A 25,088-nucleotide genomic window follows, 5' to 3' on the forward strand; every position below is an offset into this window, starting at 1 on the left:
CAAGGGTCCGGCTTGGTCGCAGCTAAGAAAGGAATTCTTGAAGAAATTGATTACTCCTTGTTCAGGAAAGAAGAGCTAGACGGAATTTATGAATTTGCCAAGCAACCGTTTGGCGTGGCAAATTTGATTTACTCATATAATATGGTATATAGCACAGACGTATTCCCAGCTGATAAACCCCGGCCGACAAACTGGGCTGAATTCTGGGATGCTGATAAGTTTCCCGGCGTTCGCACCTTGGTGTCCGGCCAGTTTGGTTCAGAAGGACCCTGGGAAGAGGCCCTGTTAGCGGACGGTGTATCTCCCGATAAGCTCTACCCGATGGATATCGACCGGGTGTTTGCCAGTTTGGACAAAATAAAGCCGCACATCCGTAAGTGGTGGAGCAGCGGATCAGAGATTCAACAGATGTTGCATGATAAGGTCGTTGACATCGCTCAATCGTATGACGGAAGAGCTCTACTGTTGATCGATCAGGGCGCCGCGACGGAGATCAATCGAAACCAGGCGAAGCTGCAGTGGGATTATTGGGTCATTCCAAAGGGTTCACCCAACGCGAAGGCTGCGCAGAAGTTTATCGAATTCGCCACTCGCGCGGAACGTCAGGCAGCATTTTGCCAATTGTTTCCTGAGGGACCAAGCAACGGCAATGCGTTCAAACTTCTTCCCGAGAAAGTTGCGCGCAAGCTCCCTACCCACCCAGATTACATCAAGAGCAGCGTTTCCATCAACGGCAAATGGTACAATGAGGTAGGCCCCAGCGGTGTTTCCAACACTGAGATGCTTATCCAGCGGTGGAATGAGTGGATCCTGCAGTAGGGTTGGTTGAAGTGCGAAAGTCCGGTCGGGGTAACTCCATACCGGGCTAAAGTCGAAACTGATGCTGAAAATGTGACGGGGAGCGGGGTAGCCCACTAGCCTCTCCGCTCACGGCATCGGGTACGACGGCAGAAGGTACGGCAAATGCCTGCTAATGCACGCCAGCGATGGTGGAGGAGCCACAGTGAACATGCACGCAATGAATACCGCCCCCCGTTCGGAAGTTGACGCTGCAGATGTGAACCAATCGGTGCCACAAATTCAGTTCAGCAGTGTTACCAAGATGTACGGGAGTGTTCCGGCGGTCAGGGATCTGTCGCTGACCGTGCGTCGCGGCGAGTTCTTGACGATTCTCGGCCCGAGCGGCTCGGGTAAGACCACTACCCTGATGCTCTTGGCCGGCTTTGAGGCCCCGAGTTCGGGTGATATTATGATCGCCGGCCATTCAGTGGCTTCGGTCCCGTCCTACCGGCGCGATCAAGGAATTGTGTTCCAGAGCTATGCGCTGTTCCCGCATCTCACAGTGGCTCGAAACCTGGAATTCCCTCTCGAAATGCGGGGCATGGCTCCCGATCAGAGGAAGGTTCGGGTAGCCCGTATGCTTGAGCGCGTGCATCTAGGGGAATTCGGCGGTCGCATGCCATCCCAATTGAGTGGCGGTCAGCAGCAGCGCGTGGCGCTAGCCCGCGCGCTGATTGCCGATCCACCCTTCCTATTACTTGATGAACCGCTTGGCGCACTCGACCGTAACCTGCGTGAGCAGATGCAGATCGAGATGAAGAGCTTGCACAAGGAGTTCGGTATCACGACGGTGTGCGTTACGCATGACCAGGAGGAGGCGCTTACTCTGTCAGACCGGATTGTTGTAATGCGCGCAGGACGTGTCGAGCAAATCGATACACCAGAGGCCCTCTATGATCGGCCATCATCGTGCTTTGTCGCTAAATTTCTGGGTGAGGCGAACATTCTCGAGGATGCCTTGTTGCTGGCCAGAGGGGGCAACGCGCCGCAAATCGGCACCGTTGCGATGATAAGGCCAGAGCGCATCAGTGTACTTCCGAAGACTGCGGAGTGGGCTCAAACGGACCAGCGGCAATATGTTGCCGGTGCGGTCGACGATATGATTTTTGCCGGCCCTCTGCGAAAATACCATGTTCGCGTTGGCAACAATGTTCTCATCGTCCGGGAACATGTCGCGGCAGACCAACCTGTTTTCCAGCCAGGCGAGGAGGTTTGCCTCACGTGGCTGCGGTCAGACATTCGCTTCGTTTCGCCATAAGCGATTGATAAGGGATATCCATGAAGCTTTTGCGCAGAATGGCCAAGGTGCCACTTGGGTTAACCGCGCCCGCGTTCGCGCTTTTGCTTGTGGTTTTCGGTGCCCCTATAACCTTGCTTTTCCTAAGCAGTGTCAATGCCCCCGATTTCTCGTTCCAATACTACGGAGCGTTTTTCGCCCAGCCAGCTAATGTGCGGGTGCTCTTTCAAACGATAGAAATAAGTCTGGTCGCAACTGCCATCTGCTTAATCGTAGGCTATCCAACCGCGTATCTGATCGTCACGGCATCCAAGACTCTGCGCATGACGCTCATCGCTCTCGTGATCATCCCCTATTTGACCAGTGGGCTGGCGCGTACCTACGCATGGATTGTTATTCTTGGGGATCGCGGGGTCATCAACAACATCTTGCTGGACGTCGGATTGATCGATCGACCTCTGCAACTCATCTATAACCGAACCGCGGTCTATATTGGCATGGTCCACATCATGCTGCCGATGATGATACTTCCCTTGGTTAGTGCGATGATGGGGATCGATCGGTCCTTGATGGCTGCTGCACGCAGTATGGGAGCGGGACCTTTCACCGCTTTCAGGCGTGTATTTCTCCCCCTTAGCATTCCAGGCGCACGGAGTGGCTCGCTCCTAGTTTTTGTGTTCTGCCTAGGATTCTATATCACGCCGGCGGCACTTGGGGGATTGCGCGATGCCATGCTTTCAACCTTCATTGCGGCCGAGGTGAATAGCTCGTTCGATATTCCGCGCATTGCCGCTGCGTCCTTCATCCTTCTCGGGTTTGCCATTGTGGTGCTTTCCATGGTCGGGCTTGACCTCTCCGGCAAACAAGAGCAAAGCCAAACTCGAGCTCCGAAGGGCTCGATGTCCCGACTACCCATTGTTCTTGTTATCAAACGAAACTTCAGCGAAATTCTGCGTCCCTATCGTGTCAAACGGTGGACGGGACGGCGCTACGTGCCTGGGGCGGAAAGGCGATGGCCTAAAGTCGTCGCGATCGTTTTTATCGTTTTGGTGATGGCCTTTCTTTTATTCCCAGGGATAATCGTTGTCATCATGTCGTTCAGTTCCGGGGCATTTTTGCAATTTCCGCCTTCGGGCCTGTCGCTTCAATGGTATCGCTCGTTTTTCGGCGATGCATCTTGGAGCGGAGCAGCTTGGACCAGCGTCGAGATTGGTGTCGAGGTAGCTGTTATTTCTACTCTATTGGGAACACTTGCTGCTTTCGGATTGAGCCGAATAAGCGCAAGACTTCGCGGCGTGCTGACAATGATCATAATCACGCCTATCACCTTTCCAGTTATCGTGGTCGGTATCGCGACTTATCTGGGTCTCATCCAGATTGGTCTAATCGGCACAAAGGGTGGTATCGCCCTCGCTCACAGTATCGGCGCTGTTGGAATTGTGGTGGTGATCGTTTCTGCGACGTTGGCCAACTTCGATCGGACGTTAGAGCAGGCGGCCAAGAGTATGCGTGCCGGACCACTGCAAACGTTTTTTCGCGTAACACTGCCGTTAATCAGGCCGGGAGTGATCGGCGGCGCCATGTTCGCATTCCTCCAGTCATTCGATGAAGCGGTCATAACGTCTTTGGTCGGCGGTCTGTCGGTGCGGACGTTGCCCTTGAAGATGCTGGAGAATATCCGCCACCAAATCGACCCGACGATTGCTGCAGTCGCTTCTCTTTTGATGCTTCTGCCTTTAATCTGGATGCTTGTCCTCTATGCCGTCTGGTGGCGTTCTCGACCGAGCATGCAGCGAACATTACAGGAAGCCGCTGCCTAACTGGCGTGGCAGATCCACTTCCTGATGATGCGTCCGACCTATTCCTACGGACTGGCGACAAGCATCTGTTCGGGGCTTCAACGGGCGGATAAAATGGCCACCTGGTCCAAAACGGAAACCAGTAAAGCTCTTGCAATTATCATCTGGCACATGCGGATCAAGGATTCGGACTATGTCTGGGATCGGCCGGCCTTGCTCGCCAGCAAGCTCAGACCTGCCGATCCTCTTGCTGCGCGCCAGGATGGAATTCGAGGTCAACGGCGCTGACCGGATCGCACAGATCCTTCGCCCGTCTGAACAACGAACAGCTAGCCAACGTCAACCGGCTGATCGCGCGATTTCTGAAATCGGCTACCCACCGCGACTTTGACCTTCCTCCTCCCTTAGTGCACCGGGATCAAGGTGACGAACCAAGGGACAGGTCAGCAGAGCGAGCCCTGGTCATCTGAAAACGCGATGGTGCCGTCTCGGACATTATATTGGCGAAGTGGTGACCGCGTGTGCATAGTTCCAGGCGAAAAAAATAGCCGTGTACAAGACCATATGCCCGGTCAAAGTCGCCAGATCACCCGCAATAGGTTAAGCAATGAACGAAGCACCACATCTTACGTTTGATCTCGATGCGCATGGCGTGAGCAGAGGACACCTCGTTGTGCCGGGAGGCGCCGACCATGAAGAGTTCTCGCTTCCGGTTTTTAGTCTTAATAAGGGCGATGGACCGCGCCTTCTTATCACCGGTGGGAATCATGGCAATGAAATGGAGGGGCCATTAGTCGCGCGGCGGCTTATCGAGTGGCTGCCACAAGCGCAAACCAGTGGTAGGATCATCGTGCTGCCAGTGCTTAATCCATTGGCAGTTCAAGCATGGAGCCGCAATACTCCGCTTGATGGTTTGAATCTGAACCGCGTGTTTCCGGGCCGTGCCGACGGGTCTGTTACGGAACGAATCGCGGATGCGGTTTCACGCGTATTGTTGCCAAATGCCGACATCGTTTTCGATCTGCACAGCTTCGGCCCAACGTGGGATTTTCCCCCGGCGGTCATCACGCATCCAATTGCTGATGCGGATCTCATGGCTAAGACGCTCGCAATGGCAGCGGCATTTAAGCTGCCCGTAACATTGCTCTGGCAACATGACGACACGGCTGGGATGTTCGACAGTTGGGCACATAGCCTAGGGAAGGTATTCGTTTGCGCGGAATTCGGCGGTGGTACGGTTAGCGCAGAAGCTCTAGCGATTTATGAAGCTGGAGTTCGCAACGCGCTCGTTATGCTTGGACTCGTCGAAGGAAAAGTCGAGGACGTGTCTTTCCGTAACAAAAGGTCCAGTCAGACCCTTGAGACGCTGATATCAGACGAGTTGAAATCGCCCGCGCAGGGTATCTTCGAACCTCGCTGCTCTGTGTTGGATGAAGTGAGGTCGGGAGATCTTATAGGTATCCTACACTCTATGGATTCTGTTTCCGCTCCGTCCATTGACATCCGAGCGCCTGGGCCATCAATCGTCCTAGCCATAGGATCGGGCGCGCATGTCGACCGCAATGAAGGGGTAGCCATCCTTGCGCGGCCGCTGCATAACTAGAGGTACAGATTAGCCGCGCCTTGGCCAGCTGTAGTAACTCCGGTATGAAGGCACTGGCCTCGACTGGAGCTTATAGGCCAGCTCCTCGGATCGATCAGCGGCTGATCCTGTCTTCCAAAATCATGCCAAAAAGATTGCTTGATCCTTGATCGCTTGGTTTATACTAACCATGGTTGAAAGTGGCGGTCCGAGATGGGAGCTGGCCGGACGGATTGATCGCCTAGCTTCTGTTATGGAAGCAGGGGCGACGATCCGGCGCACCGCGACCAAGAGGGGAGGCGGACGGTGCCGTCCCCGCTGACGCCCGTAAAACAACTTTATCGTATCTTAAAACGAGATGGGCACGTTCGGGGCTTTATATTGGCAAAACCGATTCCGAACGGGGCATAACTTAGGACAGAGCGCGCAAATCCGGCCGCAGCTCATAGCTTGGCCAAACTCGAGTATAATTCAGTGCAGATCAAAGACGTCATTCTCACGCCCGGCAACGGCGCCTTCTTTTATGACGATCAAGCTGCCATTAGGGCAGGGGTTGGCCAGGACGGTTTTGTTTACGTCGGCGAGCCATTGACGCCCGGCTTCCGTGATATCCGTGTTCCGGCAGCTTGCTTAAGCGTCGGGCTTGTCCTGGAAGACGATATGGTCGCCTGGGGCGATATGATGGGAGTGCAATACTCAGGGGCTGGCGGGCGTGACCCCCTGTTTGACGTCGGAGCCATCATGGATCTCACGTCACGTGTTGTTGTCCCGCGGCTCTTAAACATTGATGCGTCCAGCTTTTTGACAGCCTGCTCCAGTGTCTTCGATCTCCATACTGGGAAACGACTCCCACTATGCATCGAATATGGGGTCAGCCAAGCCCTTTTAAGCGCTGCTGCCCATGCTGCGCGTCGTACCATGGCGGAGGTGGTTTGTTCGGAATTTTGCCTATCCATGCCGCATCGTCGTGTCCCAATTTATTGCCAGAGCGGTGATGCGCGCGAAATCAATGTCGATAAAATGATCCTGAAGGGGGTGGATGTGATCCCGCATGGCCTCATCAACTCGCGTAGCAAATTCGGCGTTGGGGGAGAAACCTTTCTGGATTTCGTCAAATGGGTGGCGCACCGCGTCAAGCAAATCGGCCAACCAGACTATTCTCCGGTGCTGCATTTCGATGTGTACGGCTGGATCGGTATGGAGATCGGGCTCGACGTCCAGCGCATCGCCGACTTCATCAGTAAGGTTGCTGACGCGGTTCCGGAGTTCACGGTGAATATCGAATCGCCAGCCGACTTCGGGTCTACGCCGGCGCAGGTCGAAAATTACGGGCAGATCGTCGGCATTCTGAATGCGCGCGCGTCACGTGCGCGCATCGTTGTCGATGAACGCTGCAACACCTTAGAGGATGTGCGTCTGTTTGCGGAGGCTAAGGCGACCCATCTCGTGCAGATCAAGACGCCGGACGTGGGCTCGATCGCCGACAGCGCCCGTGCGGTGCTTCTGTGCAAAGAGAACAACGTGGACGCCTATGTGGGAGGCAGCTGCAGCGAGACGGATCTCTCCGCGCGAGCGACGGTTCACATTTCGGTGGCAACACAGGCGGACATGATGCTCGCGAAGCCTGGCATGGGCATCGACGAAGGTCTTTCCATTGTAGGCAACGAACAAAATCGGTTGCTCGCCATGCTTGATCGGCGTCGGGCACAAAACCTGAAAGCCGCGTAGGAAGCGCCCTGATGCTAAACAGTCTCAAGGACATCACGGTTGTGGCGGTCGAACAGGCCGTTGCAGCTCCCTACGCATCGTCTCGCCTTGCTGACGCAGGCGCCCGGGTGATCAAGGTCGAAAGGCCCGAAGGGGACTTTGCCCGAAACTACGACAAGCTGGTGCGGGGGCAGAGCGCGTACTTCGTCTGGCTCAACCGGGGTAAGGAGTCGGTCTGTCTAGACCTGAGGTTGGAGGCGGATCGCGCCGTCCTCGACACGCTCATTGCCAGTGCTGATGTCTTCATCCAGAATCTAAAGCCGGGCAGCATAGAAAAACTGGGGTTCGCGTCCGCTGATCTGCGTCGACGATATCCGCGGCTGATCACCTGCGACATTTCTGGTTTCGGGGAGTCAGGGCCGTATTCCCATTTGAAGGCCTACGATCTGATCGTCCAGGCCGAAACAGGTCTATGCGCTATCACCGGCAACCAACAGGGGCCTGCGCGTGTAGGGGTCTCGGTTTGCGATATCTCGGCGGGCATGACAGCGCACAGCGCCATTCTTCAGGCACTGTACCACCGCGAGGTCACCGGCGAAGGGACCAGCATCCAGGTGTCACTGTTTGATGCCGTCGCCGACTGGATGAACGTGCCGGTTTTGCAAAATGATTACAGCGGCTACCAGACGGTACGCGCAGGCGTGAAACACCCGTCGCTCGCGCCGTATGGTGCCTATCGCTGTGCCGACGGCAAAGAGGTCATCTTTTCGGTTCAGAATGACCGCGAATGGGTGAATTTCTGCGAGAAATTCCTGAAGCAGTCCGGGCTCACACGCGCACCTGGTTTTGCTGACAATATGGAGCGCCTCGCTCATCGTGCGCAACTTGATGAGATCATTGAACAGCGGTTTTTTGAACTATCCTGCCACGATGCGATGCAGGAGCTCGAGGCGGCCGGCCTGGCATATGGCCGACTGAACGAAGTGGTGGATGTTTCAAAGCATCCACACATTCGCAGGGTGCAGGTTGGAACACCCGATGGAGCCGTCGAGACGATAGCGCCGGCGGCGATTTTCAACTCGGAGCTCCCCTCGCTTCGCCCAGTCCCGGCTCTTGGCTCTCATACCGAGGCTGTCCGCGAGGAGGTGCGGGCGCTTTTGCGCGAAAGAGCCGCGTCAGCGTGAGCGCGCGTTTCAGTAAGGTGAGACTGCTCGCGGTTTACAAAATGCCTGTGTACCTCGGATCATTTCAGCGCACCGGCCGCCTAGAAAGCTCACTGGCAGCGCCCGCGCTAAAATCGGCCGCAAAGGCGTCTCCATGATCAAGGACACCTTTGCGGCCGTTGAAGGCGCGATGTCTGTACCGCGCTGGAGATCCCTGCTCTTCGTTCCTGTTCACGTTCCGCGCTTTGTAGAGACGGCCCATGAGCGGGGCGCAGATGGCGTCATTCTCGACCTGGAGGATTCCGTGCCCCAGGATCGGAAAGGAGAGTCACGGCAGCAGCTTCCTGAATGCGTGGCAGAGGTGGGCCGGAAAGGCGCATCTGTTTTGGTCCGCGTGAATCATGGTCTGCGCGCCTTGGCGGCCGATCTCGATGCAGCCGTGATGGCGGGTGTTGACGCACTGGTTCTTCCGAAGACGGATTCGGCAGAGTGGGTTATAGAGATCGCGAATGCGGTTTCGGAACTAGAACGTGAAAGAAATCTTCCGCAGGGAGGCATCCGGTTCCTTGCCCAGATTGAGACCCCGGGCGCCTTGCAAAGGCTTGCGGCCATTGCGTCGGCGCATCCAAGGATGGTCGCAATGGCGCTTGGCCCTGAAGACTTCAGCGCCGCTGTTGGCGGCGCCCCAGGATTCGACCTTCTTTTGACGCCGAACCTTTCTGTTCTGTTTGCCGCCCGCGCGGCCGGCTTGCTCCCGCTGGGCTTCATAGGAAGCATCGGCGAGTTCTCGGACACGCATAAACTTCGTGAGGCCGCGGTGCGGGCGCGGCGGCTTGGCTTTGCCGGAGCTTTGGCGATCCATCCGACACAGGTGGCCATATTCAATGAGGCTTTCTCGCCAAGCGCCCAGGAGCTCGAGTGGGCCCATAAAGTTGTCGCGGCGGCAAATGATGCCGCCACGCGTGGACTGTCCGCATTCTCGTTGAATGGCAAAATGATAGATCCGCCAGTGGTGCGGCGCGCCCACGAGATCCTGATTCTTGTGGGCAACAACTGACTGGCCTGTTATCAGCGGCTGAACAGGAGCGAATGGCACTACACCGCGCCGGGCAAGCCGATGCAAAATGGCTACGCGATTCCCTCAACGGCCGAATGCGAGACGAGCTGTTGAACGATGGCCTGTTCTTCGGCCTCGACCACGCCCGCAGTGCCACTGCCGAATGGAGGCAGGACCTAAATCCTGTTCATAACACTCATCTGTCTATGTCATTTGAGTGAATAGGTTTTGCTGATCTGGATGCGATCCCATGGGGTATTTTGGGTTTTGCCGCGCGCGATGAACGATGCGCTGAGCCGCCGGTTCGTCAAGCGTTGATCGGCTGAAGACCCATGGACCGTCCGGCAGAGGATGAACGCCTTCGATCGACGCGAGTCCACCGAAGGCGATGCAACGCGGCTCGCCATTGTCAAGCAGACCACGCCAGCAGGAATAGCGCGGAATGTTGTGCTTGGTTCCCGTGTAGCGGACCGTCAGCTCGCGGCCGCAGCGCCGGCAGCGGACAAGGTCGGCGAGCAGAGCGTCGCCATGCTTGGGCGCCCCGTGATGCCGGCTCGTGGGCACGTGGTCGCTCACCATCTTGCGGATCGCTTCCGCCTTTCCCAGCCGACGTAGCCTTCGTGTGCACCCGGAATCAGCGCCAGCATCTCGCGCCTTACGGCGGCTGCGCGAGCGAATGGCGGCATCTGCGCGGTCTGCGCGTCGTGCGGGTTGGAGAAGATCGAACTGATATGTCGTAGGCTGGCGCGGTATGGACCTCTCCCCGGTTCGCTTCGTGAGGACCCGATGCTGCGCCCGAATCCTCCAATTGCGATGGGGTGTGGGAATTGGCCGTCGGGTCCTGCAGCAGTGTCACCAAGACGCCAAGCGTTCTGGGATCGATATGTGGGGCAGGGCAATGCGCCACGCGGTGCAGACCGCGATCAAACATCCAGGCCGGAACTTCCAGCCACCGATCGGAGGCGTGGCGGGAGAGACTGCAGCGGAAAACCTCCCGGTCGGCGTTCTCGATCACCTCATGAACGTGAACACAACGCCCGGCCCAAGGATGCCACGGATAAAGAAACTTGCGTTCCTCGGTCCTGTGGGTGTTCTTTCCTGGTGTTGTTCAACACCGTGAGGCCGCATTCCTCGCTCGCTATTTGACCCCGGCGGTCTTCGCCGGAACCCTCGCCGCAACCGGCTCCGACGCTGCACTCAATGAAGGCTTCGCGCCTCCGCCCGTTGCTCAAACCGCGCCATAACAGAAACGGCCGAGGCTAATCGCCACTGGTTGAAAGTTCAGTGGCAGGTCAGAGGGTCTGGCTCGACGGCCTTAGCTTCAGGCTATCCGGCCAATCCCGGCGATCACCCAGCGACACGATGACTGACCAGTGCTCAGCGCCACCGCCGGAGCTGCAAAAAGAGTTGCGTATGATTGAGCGTTCGACCACGTTGCTGTCGATCTTGATATGGCCTCGTCCAGGATGCGCGAGAGGCGCTTCCCAGCGCGAGAGCGTGTAGGGGATCGCCGCTGTGAGCTTGGTCTTCTGACTGATTTGGCCGAGCTTCTCTAGCCGCCCTGGGTCCAGTGCCGTGATGGTTGAGCACTTTTTGCCTGCGTGCAGCAAGGCCTCGTTGGCCTCGGCTACGGATGTCATCCTCGATCTTTTAGAGTTCGCGGATCCTTCTTAGCGCCTCGATCGGGCGCGGCATGGCAGAAGGCGAGCGTGAAGCCGCTTTTCGTCGGCCAGCAAGCGATGGCCCGCTATAGCCGTCGACCTGCAAGTTCCGGTAGAGAGCCTGCGAGATGAGCGATCGCACGCTGGGCCTTTTCGGTCCGGCGCATAGACATAAGACGCCCGGCGGTCCGCTCCCTCCCTAATCAGTCATCGCGGGCATAAATCCAGAGTAGGCCTGTCTTCGTCTTGCCGACCCCGGAACGAGCACCGGCGCGGTCGTCGCACGTCGGCGAAGAGTTTTGGCGAGGACTTCGGTTTTGCTAAAGCAACCGTTCATGGACCAGACGTAGGTGCCAGTCCGGCGCGGCCGACTACCGGCGCTGCCAGCAGCCTGGGCAAGCGAACCAAATTGTAGCCCGCCAAGTTATGCCGCGCCCGCGGTGGCACATCCTCGCAGCTTGACCTTGGCCATGCCGTCTGAGGTCTTGACTGACCGAACCCTCCTCTGACCCCTTAGGGCAGTGCTGACTGAGATCATAGCCCGGATGGCGCTTCGTGCGGTCATCGATCGCTATACGCGAGGCTTGTTGCTTTCTGCTCAAATGGGCGTTGAAGGCAACGCGCGGCGTGATCTTGCTCTTTGCAGGTCCTTGACTGGCGCGTCCTAGGCTTCGCCAGCGCCAGTCGATGCGCCGTCGCGGCGTCTGCGGTCCAACATAGCGAGAGCGGCATCACGCTCGCCTGTGCCAGGCCTGGGTATGAAACTTTCCAGTCAAGCCGGATTGGCCAGCACCTGGGTGCATAACCAACCTGTTGTCGCGGCTTCATTAGCATGAGGTGCCCGGAAACGAAGATACGTATGGACCCCGCCCCGCTTTCCAATTGAGCCTAGGGGCTGCTGATTCCTTCTTCGCCAAGGGTCGTGAACGGCGTGATCGACCAATGGATTAGGTTGATGGGACGATGAGTGTCGCCTCGGTCGAGCAATGGTGGATGAAACTGCGATGACATGTCCGATAGGATCTCTGTAATCGCCCTGCCTGACGCCCTGCCTTCAGGTTTTCGACATAAAATTTCACCTCGGTCACACCTGATCTTAATGTCGCCAGCGATCTAATCCAGTGTGCCAGGAATGAGGTACCGTACGGCCGCACTGCGAGAATGCCTTCTTCGCAAATCCCAGTCCTCGCCGTGACTGCTAGGTGCAATACTGCAAGCCAGCTGAACCAATTGAGGATCTGTCCCCTCATCGAGGCGCGGATTGACTTGGATGACGACGGGTCCAGGCTTCGTCCACGGAGTTCAATGTTCGTTGGCCCAGCTGAGGCCGTGAGCTTGCAAGCAATTCTGTGACACGTTGACGATACGATCATGCTCGTCATTAGTCAGCAGGGTTGGTTGGACAATTCACCTCTCGGAAGAGGAAATGGGGTGGCCGGCCGAAGTCCGCCAGCGGCAATAGCAATGACCTCCTTTCCCATCTTGTTAGCGCCGCTGGTTGCAATGGCGCTTGGTACTGAAGACTTCAGTGCAGCTGTTGGCGGTGCCCCAGAACTCGACCTGCTTTTGACGCCGAACCTTTCCGTTCTGTTCCCCATGCGGCAGTCTCGGCTCGATAGGAAGCATCGGCGATTCTTAGACAATGATAACTTCGTGGGGCCGCAGGCGATCCATTTAAACATCGATGGGGCTTTTCACCAAGCGCACAAGAACTCGAGGGACCCGTCGTGTCCTCGCGGCGAAAAAGATGCGACGGCGCAAGGCAAAGGCGCGTTCACATTGGACGGGAAGATGGTCGATCTACCGGTTATTCGAAGGGTCCGAGAAATCATCTCCATGGATCAGGGCGCCGAGTTGGCCGGTTGAAGCCTCGGCGGGTTGGGTCCATTCTGGACACATAGGTTACGGTTTTGGTCAAACCACACTGAGATGACACGACAGTTAGGCGTCATGTCGCTCTGCAATTATTGCTGTCGCGCCATCACATTTCGAGATAGATTACATCATTGCAGTCCGCCCTCGGAAGAGTACCCGTGGAAATCAGGCAGTTAAGATACTTTGTTGGCGTGGTCGAAGCAGGCAGTTTCACGAAGGCCGCTGGCTTTCTGAATGTCGCCCAGAGTGCGCTGAGTCTGCATGTGCGCCAATTGGAGGAAGGCTTCGGCACTCAGCTGCTGATACGCGACAGGACCGGCGTGAGCGTGACGGCGTCAGGAGCCAAACTCCTGGAGCGGGCGCGGGCGATTCTCAAAGAAATTCGAATTACCGAGGTGGAATTGACCAACACAGCCGCTTCCCCCGCCGGGGAGGTGACTATTGGCATTCCGTCTGGAGCTGCTCGCGTCCTGAGCGGTCCGCTGCTTGAGACGGTAAGACACGAACTGCCCAAGGTGTCCCTCAAGATGGTCGAGGGTATGACGGGACCGCTAGAGGAATGGATGGCGGCTGGACGCTTCAATCTGGCGGTTCTGTACCGCACTGCGGACAGTGTGGGGCGAATGACTGTGCTAGCGCGCGAAGACCTTTGTCTGGTGGTTCCGTCCGGCGAGCCACCGTTTGAAGATGCGATATCTCTGGCCGACCTGCATGCATTCCCCCTGGCGGTTCCCATGCGCAACAACAATGTCAGGCGTTCGGTGGCTGATGTCGTCGCACAACACGGTTGCGCGATGGACGTCAAGTTTGAAGTGGACTCGCTCTCAACGATCATCAACATGGTCGTAGAGGGAAAAGCGCATTCTATTCTCGCCCCGTCTGCCGTTCAGAAAGAAGCCTCTCAAGGGCTGGTCCGGACGGTCAAGATAGTCGATCCGGTAATTACCCGCTCCGTGGTGCTTGCTGTAAATCCCAAAGATGAGCGTTCTGCGGCCGTTTCTGCGGTCCGCAAGCTCATTCCGAAGGTCGCCAGAGAATTGATTGAGAGCCGGGGCTGGGTAGCATCGGCTCCTGACGCGACCTGAGAACCATCGATCTGTAAACAACGGCATGACTTCCTTCCTGTCGGAACAGATCGATCTGGATTCCAGATGGATTTAGGCACTAATCGATATTTGACCCGCTGCGACCATCGCGATGAAACTGGCTCAAGCGAGCTCAGCGGCTTCGAAAATTGAAACGGCGCTCGCATGGCCAGAATCACAAGTGGAGCCCGCGATGTCCCACGCCAGGAGCTACGAGCTCTTCATTAATGGCAAATGGCGAGCCGGTGGTAGCCGAGCCACTTTGCCGGTGATCAACCCGGCGACGGAGAAGGTATTTGCCTCAGTGGCCTCGGCTACGGTTCCAGACTTGGATGAAGCTCTTGCTTCGGCAGAACGCAGCCGCAAGGCGTGGTCCTCACGCCCCGCCAAAGAGCGTGGCGAGATCCTCGTCTCTGCCGCCAGCAATCTGGCTGAGAAAGCTGGCGCCGCAGCCAGGGACCTGTCGTCCGAACAGGGAAAGACGATTGCCGAAGCAACAGGAGAGTACGCGCGCGCAGTCGAAACGCTGGAATGGAATGGCCGGCATGCCGATGAGTTGTCGACCCCGATTCCGTTGGGTCCGAACAGGATGATCGTCCCGGAGGCCCTCGGTGTCGTCGCTGCCTTTACGCCGTGGAACTATCCAGCCGTTCTCATCGCCCGCAAGCTCGCCCCCGCGCTGGCGGCAGGCTGCCCGGTGATCCTCAAAGGGGCCGAAGAGACGCCAAGCGTGGCTGTCCATGTCGTGGAATCTTTGCGTCAAGCAGGGATACCGGAAGGCGTGGTCAACCTGGTGTTCGGTGTTCCTGTGCATATATCACGGCATCTGCTCAGTTCGCCAATTGTCAAAGTCTTGACGTTCACGGGGTCGACCGCTGTTGGGAAACAGCTGGCCACACTGGCCGCGAATAATCTGCAGCGCTGCATCCTTGAGCTCGGTGGACATTCCCCGGTTATTGTGTGCGAAGATGCCGACCTGGCAACGGCGATACCGGCTATTTCGGAATACAAATTCGAGTGCGCGGGCCAGAGTTGTAATGCGCCCAGCAGGATTCTTGTCGCCCGATCCCGCTATGAGGAATTCCTGTTCCGGATGACGGAGGCGGTCCGAAAAATCAGGATCGGTCCACCGGATGACCCTGCAACGCAGATGGGTCCCATGGCAAACGCGCGGCGAATCGAGGCCATGCAACGCCTGACCAAAGATGCGGTAGAGGGCGGCGCCCAAATCGAGACCGGTGGCATCCCCCTTGACCGACCGGGGTTTTACTGGCCGCCAACCATCCTGACTGGCGTACCGAAGGAAGCGAGAGTGCTTCATGAAGAGCCGTTCGGACCAATTCTCACCGTGGCTCCTTTCGATACGATCGAAGAGGCGATCGATGAAGCCAACGCCACGGAGTACGGTCTGGCCGCCTACTTGTTTACTGGCGCGGCCGATACGCAACAGAGGCTTGTGGGCGGTCTTTCTGCGGGCGCTGTTAGTGTGAATTACCTGAAAGGGGTTTCCGCTGATGCCCCTTATGGAGGAGTCAAACAAAGCGGCTATGGATATGAAGGCGGCGAGCAGGGGGTGCGAAGCTTCCAGATTCTGAAAATGGTCAATGGCCTCGGTTCATTTGGATAAAATCCGGTGGGAAACAGAACACGGACCATGGCCGGTAGCGACATCACAAGGAGCGTCGCCGACGCCCTTCAGTACATCTCGTACTATCATCCTCCAGATTATATCCGGTCTCTTTCTCACGCATACACGCGAGAACAGAGCCCGTCGGCGAAGAATGCCATAGGTCAGATTCTGCTGAACTCCCGCATGGCGGCCTTTGGGCGGCGCCCGATTTGTCAGGACACCGGACTTGTGGTTGTCTTCGCAAAGGTCGGCATGGATGCCCGCATTAAGTCAACAGCCAGTTTCGCGGATCTTGTGAATGAGGGCGTACGTCAAGCCTATCTCGATCCGGACAATCCCCTTCGGGCATCGATCGTTGCGGATCCCCTCGCTAGACGGGTCAACACCCGCGACAACACACCGGCAGTTGTCCATGTCGACCTGGTGCAAGGTAACCAGATTGAGATCACCATCGCCGCGAAAGGCGGCGGGTCGGAGAACAAGGCACGTTTTACCACCCTCAATCCCACCGCCTCCGTTTCCGACTGGGTGGTCAATACCGTTTCGACCCTTGGCAGCGGGTGGTGTCCACCTGGACTGATCTCTGTCGGCATCGGTGGTAGCGCTGAAAAGGCGATGCTGCTGGCCAAGGAGGCCATGAACGAGCCCATAGATATGGCGGAACTGATCGCAAGGGGGGCGTCAAGCGCAGAAGAGGGGCTGCGGATTGAGCTTTATGAGCGGATCAACGCGCTTGGTATCGGCGCCCAAGGCCTTGGTGGTCTGACGACAGTCGTTGACGTCAAGGTTGCGACCTATCCTACTCATGCAGCGTCCAAGCCTGTGGCGCTCATCCCGCAATGCGCCGCCAACCGGCACCTGAAGTTTACTTTGGACGGCTCTGGACCCATCAGCCTCCAGCCGCCCGATTTGCGCGAATGGCCCGACATCGGAGCCGACGAATTGAACCCAGCCGGCGTCCGGCGGGTCAATTTAGATACGCTTACGAAGGAAGAGACGGCATCGTGGCGCTGCGGTGAAACGCTCCTGCTTTCTGGAAAGATGCTGACGGGCCGTGACGCTGCCCACAAACGAATGGTCGAACTGATTGATGCCGGCAAGCCGCTCCCAGTCGATCTGAGGGGCCGCGTGATCTACTACGTCGGTCCCGTCCGGGCAGTGAGGAATGAAGTCGTTGGACCCGCCGGTCCAACAACCTCCAGCCGCTTGGACGATTTTACGGACAAGGTGCTCGCCGAAACCGGCCTTTTCGCGATGGTGGGCAAAGCGGAGAGGGGACCGGCGGCCATCGCGTCGATTGTAAGACACAGAACGCCATACCTTGCTGCAGTGGGTGGCGCTGCGTACCTGATTTCAAAGTCGATTAAGGCGGCGCGGATTGTCGCCTTTGAAGACCTGGGCATGGAAGCCATCTATGAATTCGATGTGCAGGACATGCCCGTCGTCATGGCTGTCGATGTTGAGGGAAACTCCATTCACAATTCCGGGCCTCTTGAGTGGCGTAAGCGTATGGCAGCCGACAGCATCGCACGCAACATCGGTGTTTGAGTCTTTCCGGTTGGGCGATTTCGGCCAGACCCGAGCGCCAAATTATCGGGCAAGCCATAAGACGAGCGGCATTTGCGGTGCCCTGCGCCTCGGCGAGCCGGCCAAGCAAGGCCTTCAATTCACCCTAATAGTTGAATGTGCGAGTGAATACTGCATTGAGTATGCCGTCCATGCGATCGAGGGTCGAATGCAGTCGCGCGTCTATCAAGTACGGCAGCGAGATTCAAGAAAATCGGTTATCTATTTATCATGGTCTCCGCCGCCGCCGACTATTCTCTCCAGCTGCACCATTGCCCCGTTGGGCGTTGGGGCGATAGCCAAATTACTTCTGCAGCTTTTCTCAGCGGATCGCTCACCCTCAGCTGATTTTCGTACCCCATTCTGGCACATCTCGGGCCTGGAACGGATGCCTTCCACTGCTACATTCGCTCGTTTCAATTGATGATAGAATTGATCGGCACACAACGCGATGTCATCGCTGAGAGCATAGGTTATGAAGTCGAAACCCGATCCCGTGCAACTCGACAGTTGGGACCTGCGGATCCTCTCCGAAATTCAGGCAGACGGTCGGATTTCAAAAAGTGAGCTTGCAAAACGAGTTCATCTTTCGGCGTCCGCCTGTTCGGAGCGGCTCCGAGCACTCAAGGCCGCGGGGATTATTGAGGGATTTTATGCGCGGCTGAGTCCTGCCCTCATCGGCGGCATGATCTTTGTGATGGTGGAGGTCGTGCTGGATCGTCATCGTCTTGAGGACCAACGACACTTCGAAACTGCTATCCAAGACATTCCGGAAATCCTGGACTGCTGGGCAATTGGGGGGCGCGTGGATTATCTGATGCGGGTCGCATCTCGTTCTATGGCCGCCTATCAGGATTTCATGGAGGGACTGCTGCAGGCAGGCTTGGGGATTGATCAATACTATAGCCTTGTCGTCACGAAACCAGTGAAGTCCAATTCACCGATACCTTTGTCCGCCCTGAGGCAACGGTAACCCAAAAGCTAAGTTTCAACGGCGTTTGGCACGGATCCCGTAGATTCGTCGGCAAAAGGCACCCATTCCGACGAAACTCAAGGGACATTTGCGGTATACTAATTGCTGGAAAAAGGTGGCCGAGCGCTATCCGCCAGTTGATCGCGAGCAAGGACGATGCGCTTGAGCAATCTGGAACCGATCTATTCCAGGAGAGGATCGAAGCAGCCATCGGACGCACTTGCCCAGCACGGTTACGGCGAGAAGCCAAACCGGATCGTGCCTGGTTGAGGAGGCGTCCATATCTAAGATGCGAAGTGCCGAAAAATGCCTCTACCGCTACTTCAAGGGGGGAACTTTCGCCCTGGATTGGCGATCAGTGGCGATTGAGCTTAGTCGCGGTCAGCGCATCCGTGTAGGGGGCGAAATCTACAGCGAGGGTTTGGCAAGCCGACGGGTAGCGGGAGTGCAAGCTGGCCCGCTCGGCCTTGGCGACCAACCCGGCCCTCGACGCCTGCGGACATTCGGAGATCGCGTTTTTACGTCCTAAGTTCGTTGCTGTTCGAGATTAGGAGATCGTCTGTCCTGTTTGACATTGCTGGTCTCCGCAGCCTTCTAAGCGAGGAGCATGGCTGTGCCGGGATCGCGTAGGTGGGTGACAAGGCCGGTCACTCCTGCCACCCGACGTGGTCTTTGAGAAGGTGGAGGTTGCGCTACCGGCTGGAGAGCATGGTGCCAGTTTTCACAAGACAAGGGTCGCTTAATCGAATGGGCGTCAAGTTCATAGATTGCGAACAGATCATGGGGGGATTTGAATAGTGCTACTGACCGAGGCAGAGCTGAAAAGAGTTGCGAATGCCAGTCGAGGACATAGAGCCGCATCGATCGTTCTAAAGGAAGAGACGGCCGCAGCTACAGCCAGATCGTCATTCGACGTTTTTCTGTCACATTCTTTCAAGGACGCAGAGATCGTTCTCGGTGTGAAGCGAATTTTCGAGGAGCTTGGGTTCACTGCTTACGTAGATTGGGTCGAAGATTCACAACTGGACCGCACAAAAGTCTCCTCGGCCACCGCCGAGTTGCTGCGGACCCGTATGAGGCAGTCAAAGACGCTAATCTATGTGCATTCAAACAATTCTCCAGGATCCAGATGGATGCCTTGGGAGCTTGGCTTTTTCGATGGGTTTCGGACCGCGGTAGCGGTTCTGCCCGTGGCAAAAAATTCTTCGGAAACATTCTCCGGGCAAGAATTTTTGGGCCTATACCCTTACATTGATGGGACAGGACCTGCATTCCTGTTTATGAACAGAGGGACCGCGCCTCGCTCAAGAATAGGCTCTGTAAGCTCGACTGCTAACCTCACGTTTGCCAAATCCTGGCTTAAAGAATTTACCGCCACAAAATAGACTGGTGTGCTTCAAAAATGAAATATCCTGGACTCTATAATAGCGCCGACGTGGCATCCAACGAGCAGCAGGCGACGTTTCTGCGCCTGATCCGGGCAGAGTACGTTCTTCTTTTTTTAGCGTCGGTGCTCTCTTTGGACTTGTCGCCATCAAAAGCCTATTTCGGTGTCTATGCTGCGGTATTTCTTTGCTCAATGGGAGTCCTCATTTTCCGGTCGGTCACAAAGCCCGAGCAGGTCTGGTATCAGGCTCGAGCTCTGGCAGAGTCGGTGAAGACATTGACTTGGCGCTTCGCGATGCGAGCACAGCCGTTCGATGACGCGCGCGCCGCTGACGCCAGAGCTGATTTTCGAAAGCTCATGGAAGGTATCCTTGATAGCAATCGTCACCTTGGTAGCGCGTTGAGCGGCACCGATTCAGCATCCCCCCAAACAACCGACCAGATGATGTCGATAAGGGACTCCCCGCTAAAAGAAAGAAAAGACCTATATCTGCAGAGACGAATCTGCGACCAACGGAAGTGGTACGAGAAGAAGGCGCGCTCGAACAAGAGGTCCGCGAAAGTCTGGATGGGCCTTGGTATTTTTGCATACGCTCTGGGATTCTCGTTCATCGTAGTACGCATCGCTGACCCCGCGATGCCAGGCTGGCCGACCGAGCCGCTAATTGTCATCGCCGCCTCCCTTATTGGGTGGACCCAGATCAAGAAATTTAACGAATTGGCATCGGCTTACACGTTGACAGCTCACGAGATCGGCTTGACTGCCGACCTTATTACGGACGCCAACTCGGATGAGGCATTCTCCGCCGCGGTGAACGAAGCCGAACTGGCTTTCTCACGGGAGCACACCCAGTGGGTTGCTCGTCAAAACAACTAAGAGACAACAATGGCATACAGCGATCCGACCTATGTAATATTTGACGGCGATGAAGACGCTTGGGCATACCGCTTTATGAAAGGGTGGAACGCCAGCGAGAATGTGAGTTTTGAATTCGCGAACGCTCACGATCTGGACAATATGACGAGCCGAGCACAGGACGAAGATTATGTTAAACGCAATCTTCGCAACAGAATGAATGGATCGAGCCAGGTACTTGTCCTGATCGGTGAGAAGACGAAAAACCTTTTTCGCTTCGTGCGCTGGGAAATGGAATTGGCTCTTGATCTAGGTCTGCCGATAATCGCAGCAAACCTTAACGGCTCGCGGCAACAAGATGTGAGCTGTCCGCCTATCATCAGGGACAAATGTGTTGTGCACGTGCCGTTCAAGATGAAGGCCATCAAGCACGCGCTAGCCAATTGGCCGAGCGAATTTCATCGGCTTTCAAACGCTCAGCGTGGCGATGGCGCCAGGAGCTATGGCGAAAGCACCTATCGCGATCTCGGCTTATAATCGCCACCTAAAAGCACTTAGCCGCCCAAACATCCTCGCCATCCGCTGGCGGCGACTAGCCTTAGCAACGTCCGCCAGCGTGTTCCGAGCTTGCCGAGCGATGATAAGAAGAGCACGACGTCCGATTTGCTGAGTTTGGCTGAAAGCTGCAGGTCATGTGCAACCTATTAGAGGAGCCCCGCTCGAAGCGTCGGATCGTCAGACAAGATCATGTCGCGCGAGGGCGCTGGTTTCGCGAGGAAAAGGAGCGGCTGTTCGATGTTTGAGGCTTGATCCAGCGTTTCGAGACTGCACGAGCGGCCAGCATTGATGGAGGCAGCTTTTCAGGCCGCGCAATTCTGTCGGCTCGCCCCCTCCTGCGAGCCGCAGCTCGGCTCGCCCTGCGCAGCAACCACGAATTTGCGATCGCAAGAAAGGCAACACGCTGACGATAGAACTTGGCGGCGCTGGTCGGCTGCGAATCAAGATGTCAATGGCAAGGAGCTCTCGCCGCGCGTCTTTGCCGGGCCGAACCTTCTGGCTATGCTCCTTCGAGAAGTCTGCCGAGCACCAGCCGCCGCACCGCCAAAGCTATCAATATGCGCGAGGGCACGACCTCAGCCTCTCAGCGCTGGCCAACCAGGTTGGAGCCTGTGCCGCGGCACGGAACCCGCTGCCTGCTGATCGAGGCGAATGTGCTTTGCCCCTGATCACCTCATTACCACCCTTGGGAAGGGCAAGACCGATCCGGACCGTCAGAATGTAAGGGATGACCGGCAGTTCGGCGGAACATGGCCGCCGGCGCTCTATCGTGCCTCGCGCGGCCGGCGGGAACAGCGTCCCGAGCGCTATTCATCCGTCAATATCGCCCGCTAATCGGGCACTATGCTGGGCGCATGCGCGTCGTAAGCTGTTCGTGTTTGCAGGACGCGCCCCCGACCCTCGGCTAAGGCGAAGGTGACGCCTTAGTTTTCACGGCAATTCGGGCCGATCCCGCGAATTTCACGGCGAATAACCTGCATTCCCGAGAAACTCAAGGGACGTTTCCGGTATGCTATTTGCTAAACAGGTGGCTGGCCGAGTGCCCTCCGCCAATTTATCGCGAGGAGAGGGACATGCGCTTGAGCAATCTGGGAACCGAGCAACTCCGGGAGAAGGATAGAAGCTTCGTCTTCCATCCTTCTACGCATCTGGCCAAGCACAGCCGAGGCGAAACGCCAAATAGGATTATGGCCGGTGCGGAAGGCGTCTATATCTGGGACACCGAAGGCCGAAGGAGCCTCGACGGTTTCGGAGGACTCTACTGCGTCAACATGGGATATGGATGCACGGAGATCGCCGAGGCCATTGCCAGGCAAGCACACGAATTGCCGTTCGCGCACGTCTATGCCAGCCAAGGTACGGAGCCGGTCGCCCTGTTGGCAGAGGCCGTGGTCGAGTATTTCGGTCAGAACATGCGAAGGGTCTATTTCGGCCTCTCCGGTTCCGATGCCAACGAAACCAACATCAAGCTGGTCTGGTACTATAATAACATTCTTGGCCGGCCCGAAAAGAAAAAGATCATCTCGCGAAATCGCGGCTATCACGGGTCTGGATTGGTCACGGGTAGCCTAACTGGCCTTCCCTTCTTTCACAATTTCTTCGACCTGCCTCTGGATTTGGTGCGCCATACAACCACGCCGCACTATTACCGCCAGGCGCGTGTCGAGGAGAGCGAGGAAGCGTTCTCCCGGCGCTGTGCCGATGAGCTTGAAGCCTTGATCCTGGCCGAAGGACCGGAAACGGTTGCAGCTTTTATCGGAGAGCCGGTACTTGGGACAGGAGGTATTGTGCCGCCCCCCAAAGGGTACTGGACGTCCATTCAAGCGGTGCTCGACAAATACGATATCCTTCTAATCGCGGATGAAGTGGTCTGTGGCTTCGCGCGAACCGGCGAGAAGTTCGGTTCCCACCTGTATAACATGCGTCCGGATTTCGTGACCATCGCAAAGGGTTTGAGTTCCGCCTACCTCCCCATCTCCGGGTCAATCATTGGCGACCGTGTCTGGTCGGTTTTGGAACAAGGAACTGAGAAGCACGGCGCACTCGGCCACGGCTGGACATATTCGGGGCACACGCTTTGTGCCGCAGCCGCGCTCGCCAATATTCGACTGCTTAAAGAAAAAAATATTCTGGAGCATGTCCGCGATGTTGGACCGTATTGGCAAGACCGGATGAAGGCCGAGCTGGCGGGACATCCCATCGTTGGTGAAGTTCGCGGAGTGGGTATCCTGTCGGCCGTAGAGATGATGCGGGACCCAAAACAAAGGATACCATTCGAACCCGACCTTCAGGTCGGGGTGCGCACTGCAGCTGCTCTGTTTGAGAATGGTGTCATCGGACGGGCCATGCCGCATGGCGACATCCTCGGTTATGCCCCCCCCCTGATCATTACCCGAAAAGAGATCGACATCATTGTCGACGCGACGGTAAAGTCGGTCGATACCACCTATCGCGCGCTGAAGGCCGAGGGTGCCGTATGATTTTGCGATCGCGAAGGAGCGAGTCCGGAGGCAGGCATGTCCCTGCGCGCTACTGCGCCGAGCAGACCCAAAACTGTTGAATTCCAGATATCTGATCTTGAGCATGCTCCGGGCTATTTCAGTCACGATTTGTAACCGAATCAGTTCTGCCGCCGCTGTCCTGTTGCCCAACGACCAGGACCTCTGTGCGGCGCGCCCTGCGGGTGTACCTCCCCGCCGGCAGGGCGCCCTTTTTGACCCACGTAATCAGTATCATTATGGCCCGTGCGGGATCGAGGGTCTGGTAAAGGTCATCTGCACGTTCCGATGCAGATTGAGCTTAGACGTGCCCTTTACATCATTGCAGCGGGCCATAATCATTGCGGTGAATTTTATCACGTCAGGTATATAGAAGGACGATACTCACACGCCACCCCGTTCACAAGGAAAGGCATTTTAATATTGTTGAGACGATTTGCCTATCAAAGAAAAGAAAGCATCGCAACACTTCTTTGCGGATCACGGCGCCCCGGGTGGGGGATGAGCGGCTATCCGAATTGTTATGCTAATGCCGACCCAAATTCCTGCAAAAGCTGGGGTCAATGATGGCTTTTGGTCAGCGCAGGATGATTTCTCCTGATTTGGTCGGTGCAGGGGCGGTCATGATTTAATGCATGGAGATTCTCTGATTGAGCTGTTGAGATCATGAGGCGTCTGCCAGACGCCCATCGGGTGAGCCCAGCATGATTGGGATGACCGACGAAGATCGAAAGTGTGGCAGCATTCTGGAGCCCGGTCAGCCCAGCGACGCCCGCGAATTCAATCACGTTTGTCGGGACATACACGACGCAGCCGGAAGGCGTGCAGAAAGAGGAAGAATCGAGCGCGACGATGACGAGGCACATGCCACTTGTTTTCGAGACATTCCTTGAAAGACTGTCACAGAGTATCGATGAGGCAGATTTCCGGGATGCCATGGCTGAGGCGGCCGGACGACTTGACCTAATCTTCTTTGCCTACCTCTCCTTGCCAGCACGGCCTTCCGGCAAACCGAGGTTAATTTCAAACTATCCACCCCGCTGGACCAGACAGTATCTGGAAAATCAGTATGAGAAACTCGATCCTGTGGTCTTGCGTGCTCGAAATGGCGGCTGCCCGTTTCACTGGGGATCGAATTTGGGAGGCGATAAAATGTCGCCGGCTCAACAGCAGCTATTCGATGAGGCGGCTCAATTCAGCATCTGCTGCGGTTTGACGATCCCAATTGTCGATCTCCGCGGCCGCATCGCTGCGGTTACTTTTGCCGCCGATGAGCCTCGTCCAGTATTTCTTCGGGTCGCTGAGCGGTACGAACAAGCTCTTCAACTGATGGCGGCCTGCTTTCATCGTTGCGTTCGCCGCAAATTGCCGAGCGATCGAACAGTGGATGGGGTTTCGCTGACATCCCGCGAATATGAGTGCCTGAGGTGGGCAGCGCGGGGTAATTCAGCCTGGGTGACCGGCCGCATCTTGGGTATCAAGCCACGCACGATCGCTTTTCATTTGGACAATGCCAAGAAGAAGCTAGGCGTGCGAACCCAAAATCAGGCTATAGCCCTTTTGGGGTCCGAAGGGTCCTCAATTGTCTGAGAAGCTTTTTGATCCCCTTGTGCTC

Annotated in this window: 18 protein-coding genes and 3 pseudogenes; 20 read left to right on the plus strand and 1 reads right to left on the minus strand. The window is 56.6% G+C overall.

Annotated elements, in window-relative coordinates; all coding sequences use genetic code 11:
* The 10 genes and pseudogenes from EN879_RS00185 to EN879_RS39640 form a co-directional block, all read left to right on the plus strand.
* On the plus strand, positions 1-819 hold an 819-nt coding region (locus EN879_RS00185), incomplete at its 5' end, for an ABC transporter substrate-binding protein (protein WP_164774287.1).
* A gap of 190 nt (positions 820-1,009) precedes the next feature.
* A complete protein-coding gene (locus tag EN879_RS00190; protein ID WP_224570037.1) occupies positions 1,010-2,098 on the plus strand; it encodes an ABC transporter ATP-binding protein in 1,089 nt (362 codons plus the stop codon).
* A gap of 20 nt (positions 2,099-2,118) precedes the next feature.
* Positions 2,119-3,897, plus strand: coding sequence for an ABC transporter permease subunit (locus EN879_RS00195; protein ID WP_063169314.1), 1,779 nt, complete (start codon positions 2,119-2,121; stop codon positions 3,895-3,897).
* 24 nt (positions 3,898-3,921) lie between these two features.
* Positions 3,922-4,164: a hypothetical protein gene (locus tag EN879_RS00200; RefSeq protein ID WP_127273917.1), complete on the plus strand. Its 243-nt coding sequence runs from the start codon at positions 3,922-3,924 to the stop codon at positions 4,162-4,164.
* 319 nt (positions 4,165-4,483) lie between these two features.
* The gene (locus EN879_RS00205) at positions 4,484-5,479 is read left to right on the plus strand and encodes a succinylglutamate desuccinylase/aspartoacylase family protein (protein ID WP_063169313.1); all 996 of its coding nucleotides are present in this window, start codon (positions 4,484-4,486) and stop codon (positions 5,477-5,479) included.
* Between the two features lie 453 nt (positions 5,480-5,932).
* The gene (locus EN879_RS00210) at positions 5,933-7,186 is read left to right on the plus strand and encodes a methylaspartate ammonia-lyase (protein WP_063170371.1); all 1,254 of its coding nucleotides are present in this window, start codon (positions 5,933-5,935) and stop codon (positions 7,184-7,186) included.
* Between the two features lie 11 nt (positions 7,187-7,197).
* On the plus strand, positions 7,198-8,349 hold the full coding sequence (locus EN879_RS00215) for a CaiB/BaiF CoA-transferase family protein (RefSeq protein ID WP_063169312.1): 1,152 nt from the start codon (positions 7,198-7,200) through the stop codon (positions 8,347-8,349).
* A 133-nt stretch (positions 8,350-8,482) separates the two neighbouring features.
* Positions 8,483-9,385: a CoA ester lyase gene (locus EN879_RS00220; protein WP_210326668.1), complete on the plus strand. Its 903-nt coding sequence runs from the start codon at positions 8,483-8,485 to the stop codon at positions 9,383-9,385.
* A gap of 24 nt (positions 9,386-9,409) precedes the next feature.
* Positions 9,410-9,534 (plus strand): annotated as a pseudogene (locus EN879_RS00225) (integrase core domain-containing protein); the annotation flags it as partial.
* Between the two features lie 958 nt (positions 9,535-10,492).
* Positions 10,493-10,629 (plus strand): annotated as a pseudogene (locus EN879_RS39640) (IS3 family transposase); the annotation flags it as partial.
* A gap of 48 nt (positions 10,630-10,677) precedes the next feature.
* On the opposite strand, the gene EN879_RS00235 reads toward EN879_RS39640, so the two are convergent.
* On the minus strand, positions 10,678-11,025 hold the full coding sequence (locus tag EN879_RS00235; RefSeq protein WP_063169310.1) for a transposase: 348 nt from the start codon (positions 11,023-11,025) through the stop codon (positions 10,678-10,680).
* A gap of 1,485 nt (positions 11,026-12,510) precedes the next feature.
* Between EN879_RS00235 and EN879_RS00240 the strand changes: the two genes are divergently transcribed.
* From EN879_RS00240 to EN879_RS00285, 10 genes and pseudogenes are all read left to right on the plus strand, one after another.
* Entirely contained in the window at positions 12,511-12,912 is a 402-nt protein-coding gene (locus tag EN879_RS00240) for a hypothetical protein (RefSeq protein WP_063169309.1), read from the plus strand.
* A 167-nt stretch (positions 12,913-13,079) separates the two neighbouring features.
* Positions 13,080-14,006: a LysR family transcriptional regulator gene (locus EN879_RS00245; protein ID WP_063169308.1), complete on the plus strand. Its 927-nt coding sequence runs from the start codon at positions 13,080-13,082 to the stop codon at positions 14,004-14,006.
* 193 nt (positions 14,007-14,199) lie between these two features.
* The gene (locus EN879_RS00250; protein ID WP_063170369.1) at positions 14,200-15,633 is read left to right on the plus strand and encodes an NAD-dependent succinate-semialdehyde dehydrogenase; all 1,434 of its coding nucleotides are present in this window, start codon (positions 14,200-14,202) and stop codon (positions 15,631-15,633) included.
* Positions 15,634-15,660: 27 nt separating this feature from the next.
* Entirely contained in the window at positions 15,661-17,184 is a 1,524-nt protein-coding gene (locus EN879_RS00255) for a fumarate hydratase (protein WP_063169307.1), read from the plus strand.
* A 493-nt stretch (positions 17,185-17,677) separates the two neighbouring features.
* Complete coding sequence (locus tag EN879_RS00260) at positions 17,678-18,175, plus strand: Lrp/AsnC family transcriptional regulator (RefSeq protein WP_063169306.1); 498 nt, start codon at positions 17,678-17,680, stop codon at positions 18,173-18,175.
* A gap of 1,402 nt (positions 18,176-19,577) precedes the next feature.
* On the plus strand, positions 19,578-20,438 hold the full coding sequence (locus EN879_RS00270; RefSeq protein WP_063169305.1) for a DUF4231 domain-containing protein: 861 nt from the start codon (positions 19,578-19,580) through the stop codon (positions 20,436-20,438).
* Positions 20,439-20,447: 9 nt separating this feature from the next.
* Positions 20,448-20,954 carry a TIR domain-containing protein gene (locus EN879_RS00275; RefSeq protein ID WP_063169304.1) on the plus strand — a complete coding sequence of 169 codons (507 nt, stop codon included), beginning with the start codon at positions 20,448-20,450 and terminating at the stop codon, positions 20,952-20,954.
* A 483-nt stretch (positions 20,955-21,437) separates the two neighbouring features.
* A pseudogene (locus EN879_RS39645) lies at positions 21,438-21,858 on the plus strand (transposase); the annotation flags it as partial.
* A 190-nt stretch (positions 21,859-22,048) separates the two neighbouring features.
* Positions 22,049-23,455 (plus strand): aminotransferase, encoded by a 1,407-nt coding sequence (locus tag EN879_RS00280; RefSeq protein WP_063169303.1) that lies wholly within the window; start codon positions 22,049-22,051, stop codon positions 23,453-23,455.
* Between the two features lie 870 nt (positions 23,456-24,325).
* Positions 24,326-25,063 (plus strand): LuxR family transcriptional regulator, encoded by a 738-nt coding sequence (locus EN879_RS00285; protein ID WP_082826574.1) that lies wholly within the window; start codon positions 24,326-24,328, stop codon positions 25,061-25,063.
* The last annotated feature ends 25 nt before the right edge of the window (positions 25,064-25,088 follow it).

Source organism: Mesorhizobium sp. M7A.F.Ca.AU.002.02.1.1 (assembly GCF_003998535.1).
Lineage (GTDB): Bacteria > Pseudomonadota > Alphaproteobacteria > Rhizobiales > Rhizobiaceae > Mesorhizobium > Mesorhizobium ciceri.

Bases quoted from the DNA above. Each gene is read 5' to 3' on its own strand.
- EN879_RS00190 (WP_224570037.1), top strand. From the start codon at position 1,010: ATGCACGCAATGAATACCGCCCCCCGTTCGGAAGTTGACGCTGCAGAT.
- EN879_RS00195 (WP_063169314.1), top strand. From the start codon at position 2,119: ATGAAGCTTTTGCGCAGAATGGCCAAGGTGCCACTTGGGTTAACCGCG.
- EN879_RS00200 (WP_127273917.1), top strand. From the start codon at position 3,922: ATGATGCGTCCGACCTATTCCTACGGACTGGCGACAAGCATCTGTTCG.
- EN879_RS00205 (WP_063169313.1), top strand. From the start codon at position 4,484: ATGAACGAAGCACCACATCTTACGTTTGATCTCGATGCGCATGGCGTG.
- EN879_RS00215 (WP_063169312.1), top strand. From the start codon at position 7,198: ATGCTAAACAGTCTCAAGGACATCACGGTTGTGGCGGTCGAACAGGCC.
- EN879_RS00220 (WP_210326668.1), top strand. From the start codon at position 8,483: ATGATCAAGGACACCTTTGCGGCCGTTGAAGGCGCGATGTCTGTACCG.
- EN879_RS00235 (WP_063169310.1), bottom strand. From the start codon at position 11,025: ATGACATCCGTAGCCGAGGCCAACGAGGCCTTGCTGCACGCAGGCAAA.
- EN879_RS00240 (WP_063169309.1), top strand. From the start codon at position 12,511: ATGACCTCCTTTCCCATCTTGTTAGCGCCGCTGGTTGCAATGGCGCTT.
- EN879_RS00250 (WP_063170369.1), top strand. From the start codon at position 14,200: ATGTCCCACGCCAGGAGCTACGAGCTCTTCATTAATGGCAAATGGCGA.
- EN879_RS00255 (WP_063169307.1), top strand. From the start codon at position 15,661: ATGGCCGGTAGCGACATCACAAGGAGCGTCGCCGACGCCCTTCAGTAC.
- EN879_RS00260 (WP_063169306.1), top strand. From the start codon at position 17,678: ATGAAGTCGAAACCCGATCCCGTGCAACTCGACAGTTGGGACCTGCGG.
- EN879_RS00270 (WP_063169305.1), top strand. From the start codon at position 19,578: ATGAAATATCCTGGACTCTATAATAGCGCCGACGTGGCATCCAACGAG.
- EN879_RS00275 (WP_063169304.1), top strand. From the start codon at position 20,448: ATGGCATACAGCGATCCGACCTATGTAATATTTGACGGCGATGAAGAC.
- EN879_RS00280 (WP_063169303.1), top strand. From the start codon at position 22,049: ATGCGCTTGAGCAATCTGGGAACCGAGCAACTCCGGGAGAAGGATAGA.
- EN879_RS00285 (WP_082826574.1), top strand. From the start codon at position 24,326: ATGACGAGGCACATGCCACTTGTTTTCGAGACATTCCTTGAAAGACTG.